The sequence below is a fragment of the Streptomyces sp. NPDC017520 genome, assembly GCF_044329855.1.
GTDB lineage: Bacteria > Actinomycetota > Actinomycetes > Streptomycetales > Streptomycetaceae > Streptomyces.
The window spans coordinates 368,718-383,132 of record NZ_JBIRKB010000006.1 but is presented as its reverse complement, the minus strand read 5'-3'; the positions used below and the strand labels follow the sequence as shown (position 1 = coordinate 383,132).

The 14,415-nt window shown below is 71.5% G+C and carries 14 protein-coding genes and 1 tRNA gene; 4 read left to right on the top strand and 11 right to left on the bottom strand.

Going from position 1 to position 14,415, the window contains the following annotated elements; genetic code table 11:
* Positions 1-69 precede the first annotated feature (69 nt).
* The 6 genes from ACH4KB_RS17495 to ACH4KB_RS17470 all read right to left on the bottom strand — a co-directional run bounded on the left by ACH4KB_RS17495 (position 70) and on the right by ACH4KB_RS17470 (position 5,621).
* Entirely contained in the window at positions 70-1,236 is a 1,167-nt protein-coding gene (locus tag ACH4KB_RS17495; RefSeq protein WP_398066806.1) for a lipid-transfer protein, read from the bottom strand.
* Complete coding sequence (locus ACH4KB_RS17490) at positions 1,233-1,667, bottom strand: MaoC family dehydratase (protein ID WP_398066805.1); 435 nt, start codon at positions 1,665-1,667, stop codon at positions 1,233-1,235. The genes ACH4KB_RS17495 and ACH4KB_RS17490 overlap by 4 nt, the downstream gene beginning before the upstream one ends.
* Entirely contained in the window at positions 1,664-2,707 is a 1,044-nt protein-coding gene (locus ACH4KB_RS17485; protein WP_398066804.1) for an acyl-CoA dehydrogenase family protein, read from the bottom strand. Before ACH4KB_RS17485 ends, ACH4KB_RS17490 begins: the two co-directional genes overlap by 4 nt.
* Position 2,708: 1 nt before the next feature.
* Entirely contained in the window at positions 2,709-3,803 is a 1,095-nt protein-coding gene (locus ACH4KB_RS17480; protein ID WP_398066803.1) for a bifunctional MaoC family dehydratase N-terminal/OB-fold nucleic acid binding domain-containing protein, read from the bottom strand.
* Positions 3,800-5,008 carry an acyl-CoA dehydrogenase family protein gene (locus ACH4KB_RS17475; RefSeq protein ID WP_398066802.1) on the bottom strand — a complete coding sequence of 403 codons (1,209 nt, stop codon included), beginning with the start codon at positions 5,006-5,008 and terminating at the stop codon, positions 3,800-3,802. The genes ACH4KB_RS17480 and ACH4KB_RS17475 overlap by 4 nt, the downstream gene beginning before the upstream one ends.
* A gap of 298 nt (positions 5,009-5,306) precedes the next feature.
* On the bottom strand, positions 5,307-5,621 hold the full coding sequence (locus tag ACH4KB_RS17470; protein ID WP_398066801.1) for a hypothetical protein: 315 nt from the start codon (positions 5,619-5,621) through the stop codon (positions 5,307-5,309).
* Positions 5,622-5,956: 335 nt separating this feature from the next.
* Here ACH4KB_RS17470 and ACH4KB_RS17465 point away from each other — a divergent pair, with 335 nt between their 5' ends.
* Complete coding sequence (locus ACH4KB_RS17465; RefSeq protein WP_398066800.1) at positions 5,957-6,892, top strand: bifunctional DNA primase/polymerase; 936 nt, start codon at positions 5,957-5,959, stop codon at positions 6,890-6,892.
* A 147-nt stretch (positions 6,893-7,039) separates the two neighbouring features.
* Complete coding sequence (locus ACH4KB_RS17460) at positions 7,040-8,149, top strand: hypothetical protein (RefSeq protein WP_398066799.1); 1,110 nt, start codon at positions 7,040-7,042, stop codon at positions 8,147-8,149.
* 94 nt (positions 8,150-8,243) lie between these two features.
* On the opposite strand, the gene ACH4KB_RS17455 is transcribed toward ACH4KB_RS17460, so the two are convergent.
* Entirely contained in the window at positions 8,244-8,633 is a 390-nt protein-coding gene (locus ACH4KB_RS17455; protein ID WP_398066798.1) for a hypothetical protein, read from the bottom strand.
* Positions 8,634-8,882: 249 nt separating this feature from the next.
* Here ACH4KB_RS17455 and ACH4KB_RS17450 point away from each other — a divergent pair, with 249 nt between their 5' ends.
* A complete protein-coding gene (locus ACH4KB_RS17450; RefSeq protein ID WP_398066797.1) occupies positions 8,883-9,551 on the top strand; it encodes a hypothetical protein in 669 nt (222 codons plus the stop codon).
* Between the two features lie 345 nt (positions 9,552-9,896).
* Here ACH4KB_RS17450 and ACH4KB_RS17445 read toward each other — a convergent pair whose 3' ends face one another.
* Positions 9,897-10,526 carry a TetR/AcrR family transcriptional regulator gene (locus ACH4KB_RS17445; protein ID WP_398066796.1) on the bottom strand — a complete coding sequence of 210 codons (630 nt, stop codon included), beginning with the start codon at positions 10,524-10,526 and terminating at the stop codon, positions 9,897-9,899.
* Between the two features lie 51 nt (positions 10,527-10,577).
* Between ACH4KB_RS17445 and ACH4KB_RS17440 the strand changes: the two genes are divergently transcribed.
* Complete coding sequence (locus ACH4KB_RS17440; protein WP_398066795.1) at positions 10,578-11,342, top strand: SDR family NAD(P)-dependent oxidoreductase; 765 nt, start codon at positions 10,578-10,580, stop codon at positions 11,340-11,342.
* Positions 11,343-11,583: 241 nt separating this feature from the next.
* Here ACH4KB_RS17440 and ACH4KB_RS17435 read toward each other — a convergent pair whose 3' ends face one another.
* The 3 genes from ACH4KB_RS17435 to ACH4KB_RS17425 all read right to left on the bottom strand — a co-directional run bounded on the left by ACH4KB_RS17435 (position 11,584) and on the right by ACH4KB_RS17425 (position 14,282).
* Positions 11,584-12,171 carry an SMI1/KNR4 family protein gene (locus ACH4KB_RS17435; protein WP_398066794.1) on the bottom strand — a complete coding sequence of 196 codons (588 nt, stop codon included), beginning with the start codon at positions 12,169-12,171 and terminating at the stop codon, positions 11,584-11,586.
* A 219-nt stretch (positions 12,172-12,390) separates the two neighbouring features.
* A tRNA-Ser gene (locus ACH4KB_RS17430) sits at positions 12,391-12,477 on the bottom strand.
* An 86-nt stretch (positions 12,478-12,563) separates the two neighbouring features.
* Positions 12,564-14,282: a trypsin-like peptidase domain-containing protein gene (locus tag ACH4KB_RS17425; RefSeq protein WP_398066793.1), complete on the bottom strand. Its 1,719-nt coding sequence runs from the start codon at positions 14,280-14,282 to the stop codon at positions 12,564-12,566.
* Positions 14,283-14,415 lie beyond the last annotated feature (133 nt).

Sequence of the window (14,415 nt, the reverse complement as noted above, 5' to 3'; positions counted from 1 at the left end):
GGTGGACGGGCCTCCGCCCGGCCGTAAGGGTCCACCCCCGAGAGCCCCCGGGGGCCGGGCCGTCGCCGCTCAGCCGTCCGCACCGATGACCAGGCCCGACGTCGGAACCCCCGTACCCGCCGTGACCAGCGACCTCGCCGCCCCCGCCACCTGGTTCACCGAGGTCCCCCGGATCTGCCGGACGGCCTCCGCGATGCCGTTCATCCCGTGGAGGTACGCCTCCCCCAGCTGCCCCCCGTGGGTGTTCAGGGGCAGCGCGTCCGCGGCGACGAACGCCCCGGCCTCCCCGGGTCCGCAGAAACCGAACTCCTCCAGCTGCATCAGGACGAACGGGGTGAAGTGGTCGTAGAGGATGCCCACGTCGATGTCGGCCGGCGACAGTCCGGAGGTGCGCCAGAGCTGCCGGGCGACCACGGCGGTCTCCGGCAGGCCGGTCAGCCCGTCCCGGTAGAAGCTCGTCATCTGTTCCTGCGACCGGCCCGCGCCCTGGGCCGCCGCCACGACGACGGCGGGCGGTCGGGGCAGGTCGCGGGCGCGCTCCAGGCTCGTGACGACGAGGGCCTGCCCGCCGTCCGTCTCCTGACAGCAGTCCAGCAGCCGCAGCGGCTCCACGATCCAGCGGGACGCGGCGTGGTCGGCGAGCGTGATCGGCTTCCCGTGGAAGTACGCCGCCGGGTTCCGCGCCGCGTGGAGCCGGTCGACCACCGCCACGTGCCCGAAGACCTCCGGGTCGAGGCCGTACGCGTGGAGGTAGCGCCGGGCCGCCATCGCCACCCAGGAGGCCGGGGTCAGCAGCCCGTACGGCAGGTTCCAGCCGAGCGCCGCGCCCTCGGCGGTGGGCTCGCGCCGCTGGACGCCGGAGCCGAAGCGGCGGCCGGAGCGCTCGTTGAAGGCCCGGTAGCAGACGACGACGTCCGCGATCCCGCTCGCCACCGCGAGGGCGGCCTGCTGCACGGTGGCGCAGGCCGCGCCACCGCCGTAGTGAATGCGGGAGAAGAACGACAGCTCGCCGATTCCGGCCGCCTGGGCGACGGTGATCTCGGGGCTGGTGTCCATGGTGAAGGTGACGAGCCCGTCCACGTCGGCGGGGGTGAGGCCCGCGTCGTCGAGGGCGGCGCGGACGGCCTCGACGGCCAGCTTCAGCTCGCTGCGGCCGGAGTCCTTGGAGAACTCGGTGGCCCCGATGCCGACGATCGCGGCCTTCCCGCCCAGCGAGTCGGCCCTGCGGATGCTCATGCTCCGGCCCTTTCGTCGCTCGGGCCCGGCAGGGTCACGATGACCGTGCCGGTGACGTGGCGGCCGATGCCGTTGTCGCCGGTGACGGTGACGGAGATCGTCGCGCGTACGGGCTCTTCGCCGGCCAGCTCCGTGACGCGTCCGGTCAACCGCAACGTGTCTCCCGGGTAGTTGGGAACGCCGAGGCGGATCGCGACCTTGCGCAGGACGGCGTACGGGCCGAAGTGGTCGGTGACGTAGCGGCCGACGAGCCCATTGGTGGTGAGGATGTTCATGAAGATGTCGGGGGAGCCCTTCTCCCGGGCCAGGTCCGCGTCGTGGTGCACGTCCTGGTAGTCGCGCGAGGCGATGGCCCCGGCGACGATCAGGGTCCGGGTCAGCGGGATCTCCAGGGGCGGCAGCTCGTCGCCGACGCCGTACGTATGCGTCACGACACGTCCTGCCGACCGCTGTTCGCGAGCAAGAGGCCCAGTTCCTCCAGGACTTCGCTGCCGCAGCCGAGATACGCGTCGAGCTGACGGCCCCAGAGGAAGTGCCGGTGGACCGGGTGGTCGAGGTCGGCCCCGGTGCCGCCGTGCAGATGCTGGCCCGCGTGGACGACCCGCTTGCCCGCCTCCGAGGCCCACCAGGCGGCTGTCAGCGCCGCTGCCCCGTACTCCCGCCCGGCGTCCCGCCGCCAGGCCGCCTCGTACGCGGTCACCCGGATCGCCTCGGTGTCCATGTGGGCGTCGGCGGCGCGGAGCAGGACGCCCTGGTTGGTGGAGAGCGGGCGCCCGAACTGCTCGCGGGTGACGGTGTGGTGGACCGCGCGGGTGAGTGAGCCCGCGCACACCCCGGCCTGGAGTCCGGCGAACGCCGTGCGGGCCATGGCGAGGACGGTCGCGTACGCCTCCGGCCCACTCCCCAGACGCTCCCCGCGTACGCCGTCGAGAACCAGCCGCCCCGCCGCCCAGGGCGCGGTCGTCTCCACCGGCGCCACGGCCACGCCCGGCGTGCCCGCCTCGACGATCCACAGGGCCCGGTCGGCGTCCGCCACCAGCACCTGGGTGGCGTCCCGCAGCCAGGGCACCCAGGGCACGGCCCCGTACAGCGCACCGTCCGACGCGTGTACGCCGCCCCGCGCCGGGAAGGCGCCCGTCGCCACCGCCGTACCGTCGCACAGACCGGGGAGCAGGCGCTCGCGCTGCTCGGGCGCCCCGTGCTCGGCGATCGCCAGCAGCCCGTACACGCAGGTGGCCGCGAACGGGACCTGCGCGGTGGTCCGGCCCTGTTCCTCCAGGAGCAGGACGAGGCCGAGCAGCCCGATGTCCTCGACCGCGCCGGGCAGTCCGGCCGCGCACAGCTCCTTCCACAGTTCCGCGTCGGTGCCCGTGCCTGCCGCCGTCAGCCGCTCGTGGGTGGACAGGTCGCCGAAGACGCGTGCGGCCAGCCCTTGTGCGGCGGCCTGCTCCTCGCTGGGGGTGAAGTCCATCTCAACCGCCTTCGCTCGCCCGGAAGACGGGCAGTTCCAGGTCGGGGTCCGTGACGAGGAACTCCAGGTGCACGGGCATGCCGACGCGGACCTTGTCGTACGGCACACCGATCACGTTGCTGACGATGCGGACGCCCTCGGCCAGCTCGATGAGCGCGACGGCGTACGGTCCGCCCTCGCCGGACGGGCTGAAGGCGGGGAACGGCGGGTGATGCATCACGACATGGCTGAAGACCGTGCCCCGACCGCCCGCCTCGACCGTGTCCCACTCCGCGCCGCCGCAGGCGTTGCAGCCGGGCAGCCAGGGGAGACGCAGGGTCGCGCAGTCGGTGCAGCGCTGGATGAGGAGCCGGTGGCCGGCGACTCCGGCCCAGAAGCCGGCGTTGTCGCGGTTGATCACCGGCCGGGGGCGCGGAGGAGGGCCGACGTGCTTGTCCCTCTGTGCGGGGCGGTACTTGAGGATGCGGAAGCGGTGCGTCCCGGCGGGCTCGCCGTCGGCGCGGACGTCCGTACGGGTGGTGACGAAGTAGCCGGTGCCGAGCTTGGTCGTCTTGCGCCGGGAGACGGACTCGATGACCGTGTCGAAGGTGATCCGGTCGCCGGGGCGCAGCGGGCGCGCGTACTCCTGCTCGCAGTCGGTCGCGACGACGGAGGTGTAGCCGCCGCCGTCGAGCAGGGCGAACATCTCGTCGTACGCCGCGGAGCGCCCCGTTCCGCCCGTGTGCCCGGAGAGCCCGCCCATCGTCCACGCCTGGAGCATCGTGGGCGGGGCGACCGCGTCCGGGCCCCGGTAGGCGGCCGAGGTGTCGCCCATCGCCTCGCACCAGTGCCGGATCATGGGCTCATTGACCGGGTCCTTGCCCCTGCCCCCGGTGGCGGCGGCGCGGCCCTCGTAGGCGGCGAGCCGCTCGTACAGCTGGTCCCGGTCGCCAGGCGCCTGACACACCTGGCCGTCGGGCTCCTTGTCGTCAGGCTCCCGGCCGACAGGCTCCCGGCCGACAGGCTCCCGGCCGTCAGGCTCCCGGCCGACGGGCTCCCGGCCAGCGTGCTCCCGGCCGTCAGGCTGGTGGCCGCGGTCGCCCTTCCGCTCGCTCATCGCTTGCTCCGGGTCATCCCGAGCCGGGCCGTGGCGACGATCTCGCGCTGGACCTCGCCGACACCGCCGCCGAAGGTGTTGATCTGCGCCGCGCGGTTCATCCGCTCCAGCTCACCGCCGGGCCCGAAGCAGCCGGGAGAACCGCCCCGCAGCAGGGCTACGTCCCCGACGGCCTCCTGGCACATCCGGTAGACCTCGACCGCGCTCTCGGTGCCCGCGAACTTCACCCCGCTGGCCTCTCCGGGGGCGGGGGCTCCGGCGCCGACGGCGTCGACCAGCCGCCAGTTCAGCAGGCGCGTCGCCGTGAGCCGGGCGTACGCCTCCGCGAGCCGGGCGCGCACCCACGGCTCGTCGATCCGGCGCCGCCCGGTCACGGGATCGGGGGTACGGGCGTGGGCGAGGGCCTCCTCGTAGAAGTCCTCGGCCTGCATGCCGATCGCGGCCAGGGCGACCAGTTCGTGGTTGAGCTGGCTGGTGATGAGCTTCCAGCCGCCGTTCTCCTCGCCGACGAGGTTCGTGGCCGGGACGCGTACGCCGTCGTAGTAGGTCGCGGTGGTGGTGACCCCGCCCACCGTACGGATCGGCGTCCAGGAGAAGCCGGGGCAGTCCGTGGGCACCAGGATGATCGAGATGCCGCGGTGCTTGGGGGCCCCGGGGTCCGTACGGCAGGCGAGCCAGATCCAGTCCGCCTGCTGGGCGTTGCTGGTGAAGATCTTCTGGCCGTCGATGACCCAGTCGTCACCGTCCCGCACGGCACGGGTCCGCAGCGCCGCCAGATCCGTACCGGCATCGGGCTCGCTGTAACCGATCGCGAAGACGAGGTCGCCGCCGAGAATGCGGGGCCGGAAGTACGCCTTCTGCTCCTCGGTCCCGTACGCCATCAGGGTCGGGCCGACGGTGTTGAGCGTGACCATGGAGACCGGGGCGCCGGCCCGGTACGCCTCGTCGAAGAAGACGAACTGCTCGTCGGGGCCCCGGCCCCGGCCGCCGTACTCCTCGGGCCAGCCGAGACCGAGCAGGCCGTCGGCGCCGATCCGGCGGAGCAGCCGCCGCCGTTCGTCCGCGTCCGGCACACCGCCCCCGCTCTCCCCCTTCGTGTTGCCTTCCCCCGTCCCCCCGCCCGCCGTATCAGGCATCAGCGCGCGGAAGTAGGAGCGGAGTTCGGCACGGAGCCGCTGCTGGCGTTCCGTCGGAGCGAGATGCACGGAGGAGCCTCCAGAGCTGCGGATACGGAAAAGCCGGAGCGCTCCCGTCCGGCCACCGGCGTACCCGGCGACCGGCGTCCGCGTTCCGACCTTTCTGACTGTCCGTCAGGTACGGCCCCCTGTCAAGACGGCGGCAGCCCGCGCGAGGACACCTGGGTGCCTTCGCGCGGGCTGCCGTTCGGTCTGCCGGAACCCACCCCCCGGGAGGTCCCGACGACCGTGTCACCGTGTCGCCAGCGCCGCCTGCGTCACCTGCGTCACCTGCGTCATCCGCGTCATCCGCGTCATCCGAGGAGGATCACCAGAAGAAGGGCGTGAAGTTCACCGCGACACTGTGGTCGGACTGGTCGATCGGCACGAAGGCCGAGTCGTTCACCTGGGCGGACGTGTTCTGGTTCGACGCACCGGTCCCGACCGCCTGCTGCTGGGTGGTGGACGAGTTGCCGGTATTGATGCCGCCGACACCGCTGCCGCCGACCGTCGCCACAGCCGCGTTCGATCCGTCGTTCGCGAAGGAGCCGTTGTCCGCCATGGCGACTCCGCCACAGAGCGCGACCGTCAGGGGCAGAGCAGCGACAGCGGCGAGGGCACGAGCGGTACGGATACTTGCCATGTCATTTCCTCCAGGAAACGGAATTGCGGCTTCATATTCGGCTGGTCCCGGGAAAGTTGGCCGACCACCCCGGTGCTGTTCACAACGTCGCGAGACCAGAGTTGCCCAGCGCGACCTCGGCGAACCCCACCCCACCCCCGGGTTCCCCCTCACGTATGACGAAGAGCGGATAAACCTCCCAAGCCGCGCGAAAGTCCAGGTCAGCGAGGCAACCTCGGCGACCCGTTGGCACGCCCGGGAAGAAGCGTTCCGCCACCCGCCCCTCCCGAACACCTTCGCCCCGCTCCACACCGCCCCCTCTTTCTTTATTCGAACACATATACGAAACTGTTTCCATGGCCACCATCGACCGGCAGACCCCCACCCTGGCCCTCGCCCACGCCCTCGCCGCCGCCGGGCGCGGTCTCCCCGTCTTCCCGCTCTCCGCCACCAAGCTCCCCGCGCTGCGCTCGCCACACCGGGGGAAGCAGCCGCCGACGCACTGCCGGGGAGAGTGCGGGCTGCCGGGACACGGGGTGCACGACGCCACGACCGACCCGGCGGCCGTCCGCGCCCTCTTCGCCGCCGCGCCCCGGGCCACCGGCTACGGAATCGCCTGCGGACGGGCCCCGCACCGCCTCATCGGCATCGATCTGGACGTCGACCCCGCGTACGGCAGCGACGCGGCGGGCGCGCTGCGGCAGCTTGCCCTCCAGCACCTGTTCACCATCCCGCCGACGGTCACGGTGCTCACCCCGAGCGGCGGCCGCCACCTCTGGCTGACCGGCCCCGCCGACGCCACGGTCCCCAACTCCGCCGGCCGCCTCGCCCCGGGCATCGACATCCGCGGCAGCGGCGGCTACCTGGTCGGCCCCGGCTCGGTCACCGCCCACGGCCGCTACCGCCTGGCCCCCGGCACCGCCCACCTCACCCCGGCCCCCTGCCCCCGCGCCCTGCTCCGCCTCCTGACCCCACCGCCCGGCCGCGCCCCGCGCACGGGTACGGGTACGAGCTCGGCCTCCGGCACGGGCCCCGGCGCCCAGGCGACCGCGGCCCGTCGCGGAGAGGGCCTGATCCAGTTCGTGCTGGCCGCCCACGAGGGCCAGCGCAACACCCGCCTGTTCTGGGCGGCCTGCCGCGCCTACGAGCACGGCTTCGGCGACGCCCTGGCCGACGGGCTCACCGCCGCCGCCGTCCGCACCGGACTACCGGAACACGAGGCCCGCGCCGCGATCGCCTCGGCGGCACGGCTGACCGCAGGGCGGGGCGATGAGCACGACAGCGCGGCCTGACGGGGTTCTCGCCGAGGGAGGGGCCGGCGGCTCCCCGCCGCCGGGGCCAGCGACTCCCGCCCACTGCCGCATACCGGCAGGAAGCAGCCTCAGAACATGCGGACATCACGCATATCGCTTCCGCTCCCACCGCCACAGAATGCGAAGGTGACCCCGACACCAAACCATGAGGCAGCACCCGCCCCCCGTGGGCCCTTACTCGCCCAACTGGCAGCGGGCATCCTGTTCGCCCTGGTGGGGGCCTGGCTGCTGCTCCTCACCACGCCGGACGCCCGCGACGACGAGCGTGCCTTCACCACCGCGCCCGCGTGCGCGGCCCCCGGTGGGGGCGGTTCCGACTGCCTGCGGACGGTCACCGCGGTGCTCGACCGCACCGAGGAGGAGGAGATGGGCAAGACCCCGTCGACCTGGCTGTACCTCACCGAGGCCGACGGAACGTCCACCCGCACCCGGATCGAGAGCAACCTGGAACGGCTTCCGGCCGCCCGTCCGGGAGCGAGCATCGAAGTCACGTACTGGCAGGGCCAGATCCGGTACGTCGAGTTCGGCACGGACCGCCACTACACGAACGCGGACCCGCGCGGGTCCTACCGGCTGCCCCTCGCCATCGGTCTGCTCCTCGGCATCTGCGGGGCGACGTTCCTGACGGCCGCGGCCGCGACAGCCTGGAGCAGCAGGCGCTCACCCCGGGCGTTCCCCTGGCAGGTCGGCCTGACGGTCACCGGCGGCACGTTCCTGACCCTGTTCGGCGCGATGGCTGCCTGGAACAGCGACAACATCGGTGACGCTCTGCAACTGACCGGCGTGGCCTGCATGGTGGTCCTGGCGCTCTGCGCCCTGGCCGCCCCGTTCCTGCACCGGCGCCATCGCGGCGACGACACGATCGCCCTGAAGCCGTCCGTACTGACCGAGGAGGCGTGCTTCCCCGGCCTGATCATGGGCGAGGTCCCGTACGCGGGCCACGCGGGCTACTTGATCGCGGGCCCCGGCGTCCTGGCCACGACTCCCGACCCCACGGGCGCCTTCCACCGCAAGGCCGCCCCGCGCACCCTGACGCCGATCCGCGTCCGCCCGCCCTACCTGACGGACCCCACGGGCCGCCCCGACTACGACGGCCGGGCGGTGGTCGTGGAGTGCGAGGACAACGGCGTACCGGTCCTCGTCGTCACACGGAAAAAGGACGCACCCGCCGTCCTCGGCGCGCTCGGACCGGCCCCGGACGGAGTGACACCACCCGGGCCGATCCCGGCGGAGTGACACCGCTCGGACCAGCCCCGGACGGAGTGACATCGCTCGGACCGATCCCGGCGGAGTGACCCGGTCCGCCGCCCGGCCGCTCCGCCTCTGCGCGTCACCGGGCCGCCCCGACCTCACCTTCCATACGGCGCAGCTCCGCGTCGTACTGCTCCGCGTCGAAGTGGAACTCCAGCGGGGCGTCCTCCTTGTACGGGACCTCCCAGTCGGACCACTGCACGATGCCCCCGAGGCGTTGAACGACCACGGTCAGATACCCGCAGCACCCTCCCGAACACTCCGGCTCCCCCAGCTCCACCCGCCGAGCCTCGCCGGTCGCCCACAGCAGACCGGGGCCGCCGGCCGGCAGCGCATCGGCGACGAGCGGCCCCCGGCCTCCGTCACCCACCGCACCCGCCACCACGTCCTCGCCATTGACCAGGATCCGCAGACTGGGCGGGAACCGGCTCCCTCGCGGCAGCACACCGATCTCCAAAGAATCGAACATCCGGCCACGCTACGGCGAACTGCCCCGGGGAAGCACCCCCTTCGACGCCCCGACGGACGACGTGCACACGTAAGGCCCCCGACCGTCTGGTCACGGGCAGGAAACCGTGCCGCCGCAGACTCCGCCGCACTTGCCGTACCCCTACACGCCCCTGGGAGGCTTCACCCCCCGGTCACTGTCACACATGCCCCTCGGCCTGTCCTGGCCGGTGAGGCAGAATCGCGGACAACTGGGCGGGCGATGACAGGGGTGGACGTGGTGCGTTTCGGCTGGCGCGACCAACGTAAGGGCATACCGAAGGAACCAGCGCTACTGGCTGAGGCTGCTGAGAACCCCGGTGGCAGCGTCGCCGAGATCGACCCGGCGTATATCGACGACCCGAACGGCTACGTGCCTCCAGAGGCGATCCGCGGCGCTTGGCTGGTGGACAGCAGCGGGAAACTGACAGGTGAGTACCAGGAGAATCCCCGCCACGGGGCGCCGCAAGACGACTTCAGCAAGCTCACGGAGCCTGATCACTGGCTTGGCTGGCTGGGCGACAACCCCGCGGCCGCCGTCCGGGAGGGCATCGAAGAGTCCTTGCGGGCCCAGGTGGCTGACGCAGTGGTCGAGTGGGTCAAGATCCTTGAAACGCCCCGGTTCCTGACGGCCGGGCGTCAGTCTTCCAAGAACGACGAGGTCATGTTGGTCACCCGCGCGGCACTCGCCGCGCCGTTCGCGTTGTCCGTGCGTACGACGCGGCACGGCCGTTCCGTCCTGCTGGGAGTGTTCTCCTGGGCGGCGGTCAACCTCTCACCACCCGGAGTTCGCAAGGACCGGCACTGGTTCGACCTGGGCGTCGAGCTGGACTGGGCTGGTGAACAGCTTCAGGGGCGGATTTACGAGATTGGCAGCGAGAACCGCGCCACCGAGCAGTAGAGCGACATCCGGATGCCGTACAGCTCGTCGCCCCTGGTCATGTTCTCGGCCAGGGGCGACAGGAGGTACAGGGCGGCCTCACAGTGGCTTGTGCACCTTGTTCGGCCCATCCTCTTCCTGCCCTCGGAGCCACGTGTCAGCCGCTTCAGCAACCTGATCGTCTCGACCGACGACCGGCCGGGCGTAGGGCCGGGTAGTGACGCTCGCGTCCGAGGTCCGCCCACCCCCACATTGGCTTTGTTCACGAGTGTCGGAAGCGATTGTTCAGCCCTTCGCTTCGGGAGGCACCGACACCGCGCTGTGTTCGATGGTCAAGCGGGATGACAGCCCCTGGTCCGTGGCGCTTCAGTCCTTCCGGCGGGTGGCGACGGCGTCATCACCGAAGGACGCGGTGAGTGCCCGTGCGATCAAGTCGGGCAGTTTGGTGCGTCCGTCGTCTTCGACCCAGCGCGTCAGCGCCGTGTGCATCGCGGCGATGCAGGCGCTGGTCGCCGCCTGGGCGCGGAACGCGGCGTCGGGACCGGCCGCGTCATCCCCGAGGGCATCGACGATGGCCTGTTGCAGTGCGTACTGGCTGTCCAGGTGCCGGGCCCGTAGCGCAGGCGTCGAGACCATGAGCCGGAGGCAGTCCAGCAGGAACCGTTCGTTCGCCTGTTCGTCTCCGTTGCCGCCGGTCCAGTTCGTGGCCGCGTCGATGAGCGCGCTGCCGACGCGGCGCACCAGGGGTTGCGCTGCGGACGACGCTGCAACGTGCTCGGCGATGAGCTGGGCGGGCTGATCGATGAGGACGAGGTCCTCCTTGGTAGGGAAGTGCCGATACAGGGTCATTGCGGAGACGCCGGCGGCCTCGGCGACGTCGGCCACCGTTACGGCGTCGTAGCCGTGGTCGGTGAACAGTCGCACCGCGTGCGCCTGGACCAGGTGACGCGTCTCGGAACGCCGTCGTTCCCGCAGGCTTGGTTGTCGCTCACTCATGTGCTAGACACTACCATCATGTTAGTAACTACCACTCAGATGGGTGAAGGCATGGGCGATCTGATGGGCAGAACGGCTCTGGTGACGGGCGCGTCGCGCGGCATCGGACAGGCAGTCGCGACTCGGCTGGCGGCCGAAGGAGCCACGGTCATCGTGCACTTCGGCACGGACGAGGGCGGGGCCGCGGCAACGCTCGAGGCGATGGACCACGCCGGCGGGACCGGCTTTGCCGTCCGAGCCGAACTGGGCGTCGACGGCGACGTCGAGACACTCTTCGCCGGCGTGGAGGCCGGCTTGGGCGGACGGCCGCTCGACATCGTCGTCAACAACGCGGCGGCCGCACCAGCCGGCGCGCTCGGCGTCACGACGCGGGCGGAGTTCGACCACTTGTTCGCGGTGAACGTGCGGGCGCCGTACTTCATCATCGAGCGTGCACTGCCTCTGTTGCGCGAGGGTGCCCGGATCATCTCGATCTCGTCGGTGGCAACCCGGATGGCCAACTCGTCCCAGACATCCTTCGCCATGACGAAGGGCGCGATCGAGACGATGACCAAAACCCTCGCCGCCCAACTCGGTCCTCGGGGGATCACGGTGAACGCGGTCGCTCCTGGGGCCACCAGGACAGCGAGCAACGGAGCTGTCTTCGACGTGCCGGGCCTCACCGAACAGATCTCCGGCATGACGGCGCTCAGCAGGCTGGGCGCGCCCGACGACGTAGCCGATGTGGTCGTCTTCCTCGCCTCCGATGCCGCCCGCTGGGTCACTGGGCAGATCCTCGACGCGAGCGGCGGCCTGTTCCTCGGTCCACGCATCTGACCACCGAAGGCTTGGCGAGCGCCGCGCATCGCGTAACTCCACACAGCGTTCCGGCTCCGCGGCATCCGGCCACGGAGCCCGCACAGGAACGCGTACGGCGGTCCGCCTCGGCCGGAACCCGCGCTGCCCGAAGCCGTGGATTGTTCAAGCTCTGCGGCGCTTCGAGTGCCGCCCGATCGCGTGGACAGGTGCTGTCGGTTCTCGGGTTCTGGCTCACACTCCGTGTAGTTGCTACGGAGAGTCAGATCTCCGGAGCCATGCGATGGCGGTTCGGATGGGCACGAAGCCGCGGTGAGGTGAGTTCCAGGGCCCGGTTGTCACGGCCGGCGCTCATGTGGTTGAGCCAGCGCTCGTACCAGTCGAGGAAGTCGGTGGCGGAGGAGACGTTGGGGCCCCAAAAGCCGTCGCTGTTACCGATGAGGACGCGGCCGGTGAGGGGACCGGTCGCCGCGATGACGCATACGTCGGTGCAGCCCATCTCGATAATGTGGAGGAAGAGATCACGTCCGTGGGCCCTGGGGTCTGCGCCGTCGAAGCCGCGGGGTGTCCCCGGTTCTCCGCGCGGTTTCATGACCAGCAGGGAACACTGCTCCAGCGGCATGAGGCCGTAGAACGGTGCCGCGCCAGAGCCGCCGACGTGCGTGAGGAACTGCCGATAGGCGTCGGGCAGGACGATGTCGTGCTCGGCCTCGAACGCAACGACGCGTGCTTCCGCCACCTTCGGACCGAGGCAGAACTTGTGTTGTTCTTCCCCGAAGGAGTGACTGCGCAGGGGTTGAAAAGGGATCGCGGCCAGCTTGCGACGCAGGCGGGGTACACGGGGATCCATCGTGCTCTTCTCTCGTCCCCGTCACCCTATGGGGTGGCTGTGGTCAGCTGGCCAGAAGAGCCCTCTTCCGCAGGAGAGCGAAGCCGGCCCGTCCGTTGCCAGCGATCACTTTCAGTAAAGCTGACAGAGCAGGAAACCAGGGGGAACAACGGTGCCCGGCGGTGGGCCGGCATGGCAGAGGCCCCCGACCATACGTACTGGTCGGGGGCCTCTCGCCTGCGGTGGGTGTGGGATTTGAACCCACGGTGACATCGCTGCCACGACGGTTTTCAAGACCGTTCCCTTAGGCCGCTCGGGCAACCCACCTCGCGTCGGCGGTCCGGTCGCTGGGCAAGCCGATGGGCCGTCAGGCCCGCGTGGGGCCGGTTCAACGCGTGGGACAGCCTAGCCGGTCAGCTGTCGCCCTCGCGCTGGCCCAGGGTGACTTCGGCCGTGGCCGTCTTGCCGTCGCGCTCGTACGTCAGGGTCACCTTCTCGCCCGGCTTGCGGGTCCAGATCTCACCGATCAGGGTCGGGCCGCTGTCGATCACGGTGTCGTTGAACTTCGTGATCACGTCGCCCGCCTTGAGACCCGCCTTGGCCGCCGGGCCGTTCGGGGTGACCGCGGGGGTGCCGCCCGCGCCCTCGGCGGAGATGGCCGCGCCGCCCGTCTTCTCCTCCATCGTGACTGTCGCGCCGATCACCGGATAGACCGGCTTGCCGGTCTTGATCAGCTGCTCGGCGACGTTCTTGGCCTGGTTGATCGGGATCGCGAAGCCGAGACCGATGGAGCCGGCCTGGGACTGGCCGAGGCCGCCGCCGGTCGACTGGATCGCGGAGTTGATGCCGATGACCGCGCCCGTCGCGTCCAGCAGCGGGCCGCCGGAGTTGCCCGGGTTGATCGAGGCGTCGGTCTGCAGGGCGCTCATGTACGAGTTCTTGTTGCTGGAGCCGTCCCCGGACGCCACCGGGCGGTTCTTCGCGCTGATGATGCCCGTGGTGACCGTGTTGGAGAGGCCGAAGGGCGCGCCGATCGCGATCGTCGAGTCGCCGACCGCGACACCTTCCGAGTTGCCCAGCGGCAGCGGGGCGAGGCCCGCGGGCGGGTTCTTGAGCTTCAGTACGGCCACGTCGTAGCCCTGGGCCCGGCCGACCACCTCGGCGGCGTACTTCTTGCCGTCGGAGAAGGTCGCCGACAGTTCGCCCGACTCGGCGGCGGACGCCACCACGTGGTTGTTGGTGAGGATGTGGCCTTCCTTGTCGTACACGAAGCCCGTGCCCGTGCCGCCCTCGCCCTCGCCGCCCTGCGCGTCGATGGTGACCACGCTGGGAAGCGCCTTCGCCGCGACCCCGGCCACCGTGCCCGCCGGGCGCTTCAGGTCCCTCGGGGTGTCCGACGCCGAGATGGTGGTCGAGCCCCCACCGTTGCCGTCGTTCCGGTCGGCCGCCCAGAAGCCGAGGGCTCCGCCGACGCCGCCCGCGACGAGGGCCGCGACGGCCACGGCCGCCACCAGACCGCTCCCGCGGCCCTTGCCGCTCTTCCTGCCCGGGGATTCGGAGCCGGACGGGACCGGAGCGCCCCAGACCGGGCCGTGGCCGTTCCCGTTGCCGATACCGCCGGACGCGTGACCGGCGCCCCCGTCGGCGTACGACGGGACGGCGGGCGGAGGCGGCGGCCAGGACGCGGCGCCCGGGGGGAGCCCGGGCTCCGCTCCGTATCCGGGCGTCGCTCCGTACGGGGAGTGCTGCGGCGGCTGCGGCGGCTGGGACGGCGTCGGGTGGGAGCCCTGGGCGTACGCGGGCGTGGCCGGAGCGCCCGGGGCGCCCTGGTGCGTGGGGTCGTGGCGCGGCGCCTCGGCGTGCGCCGGTGCCCCCGGTGCCGGGGTCTGCGGGCCGGGTGCGTAGGGGGCCGCCTCCGCTGCTCCGGTGTCGTGCACGGGGAGGCGCGCGGTGTCCTGCGCCGTCTTGTGCGCGATGTCCTGCGCCGGGTCCTGGGCCGGGTCCTGGGCCGGCGGCGGCGTGGCTCCGTCGGTCGCCGGTTCGGGAGTGGCGGCCGGCCCGGGAGGTGCGGACGGAACGGACGGCACGGCCGGTACCGCGTTGCCCTCGTTGCCCTCGTTCTCGGTGCTCACAGCTCTTTACTCCTCGGTTCCACTCGGCATCCAGTCGGCGTTCGGCAAGAAATCCGCTGTGCACGTGTCTGCGGTCAGCTTTTCCCACGGCACGTCGGGCCACTGTAAGCAGGACCTGTGCATCCGCACACCA

What these genes read in the sequence shown, in the direction of transcription:
- ACH4KB_RS17495 (WP_398066806.1), bottom strand. Translation starts at nt 1,236, where the DNA reads ATGAGCATCCGCAGGGCCGACTCGCTGGGCGGGAAGGCCGCGATCGTC.
- ACH4KB_RS17485 (WP_398066804.1), bottom strand. Translation starts at nt 2,707, where the DNA reads ATGGACTTCACCCCCAGCGAGGAGCAGGCCGCCGCACAAGGGCTGGCC.
- ACH4KB_RS17480 (WP_398066803.1), bottom strand. Translation starts at nt 3,803, where the DNA reads ATGAGCGAGCGGAAGGGCGACCGCGGCCACCAGCCTGACGGCCGGGAG.
- ACH4KB_RS17470 (WP_398066801.1), bottom strand. Translation starts at nt 5,621, where the DNA reads ATGGCAAGTATCCGTACCGCTCGTGCCCTCGCCGCTGTCGCTGCTCTG.
- ACH4KB_RS17465 (WP_398066800.1), top strand. Translation starts at nt 5,957, where the DNA reads ATGGCCACCATCGACCGGCAGACCCCCACCCTGGCCCTCGCCCACGCC.
- ACH4KB_RS17455 (WP_398066798.1), bottom strand. Translation starts at nt 8,633, where the DNA reads ATGTTCGATTCTTTGGAGATCGGTGTGCTGCCGCGAGGGAGCCGGTTC.
- ACH4KB_RS17445 (WP_398066796.1), bottom strand. Translation starts at nt 10,526, where the DNA reads ATGAGTGAGCGACAACCAAGCCTGCGGGAACGACGGCGTTCCGAGACG.
- ACH4KB_RS17440 (WP_398066795.1), top strand. Translation starts at nt 10,578, where the DNA reads ATGGGCGATCTGATGGGCAGAACGGCTCTGGTGACGGGCGCGTCGCGC.
- ACH4KB_RS17435 (WP_398066794.1), bottom strand. Translation starts at nt 12,171, where the DNA reads ATGGATCCCCGTGTACCCCGCCTGCGTCGCAAGCTGGCCGCGATCCCT.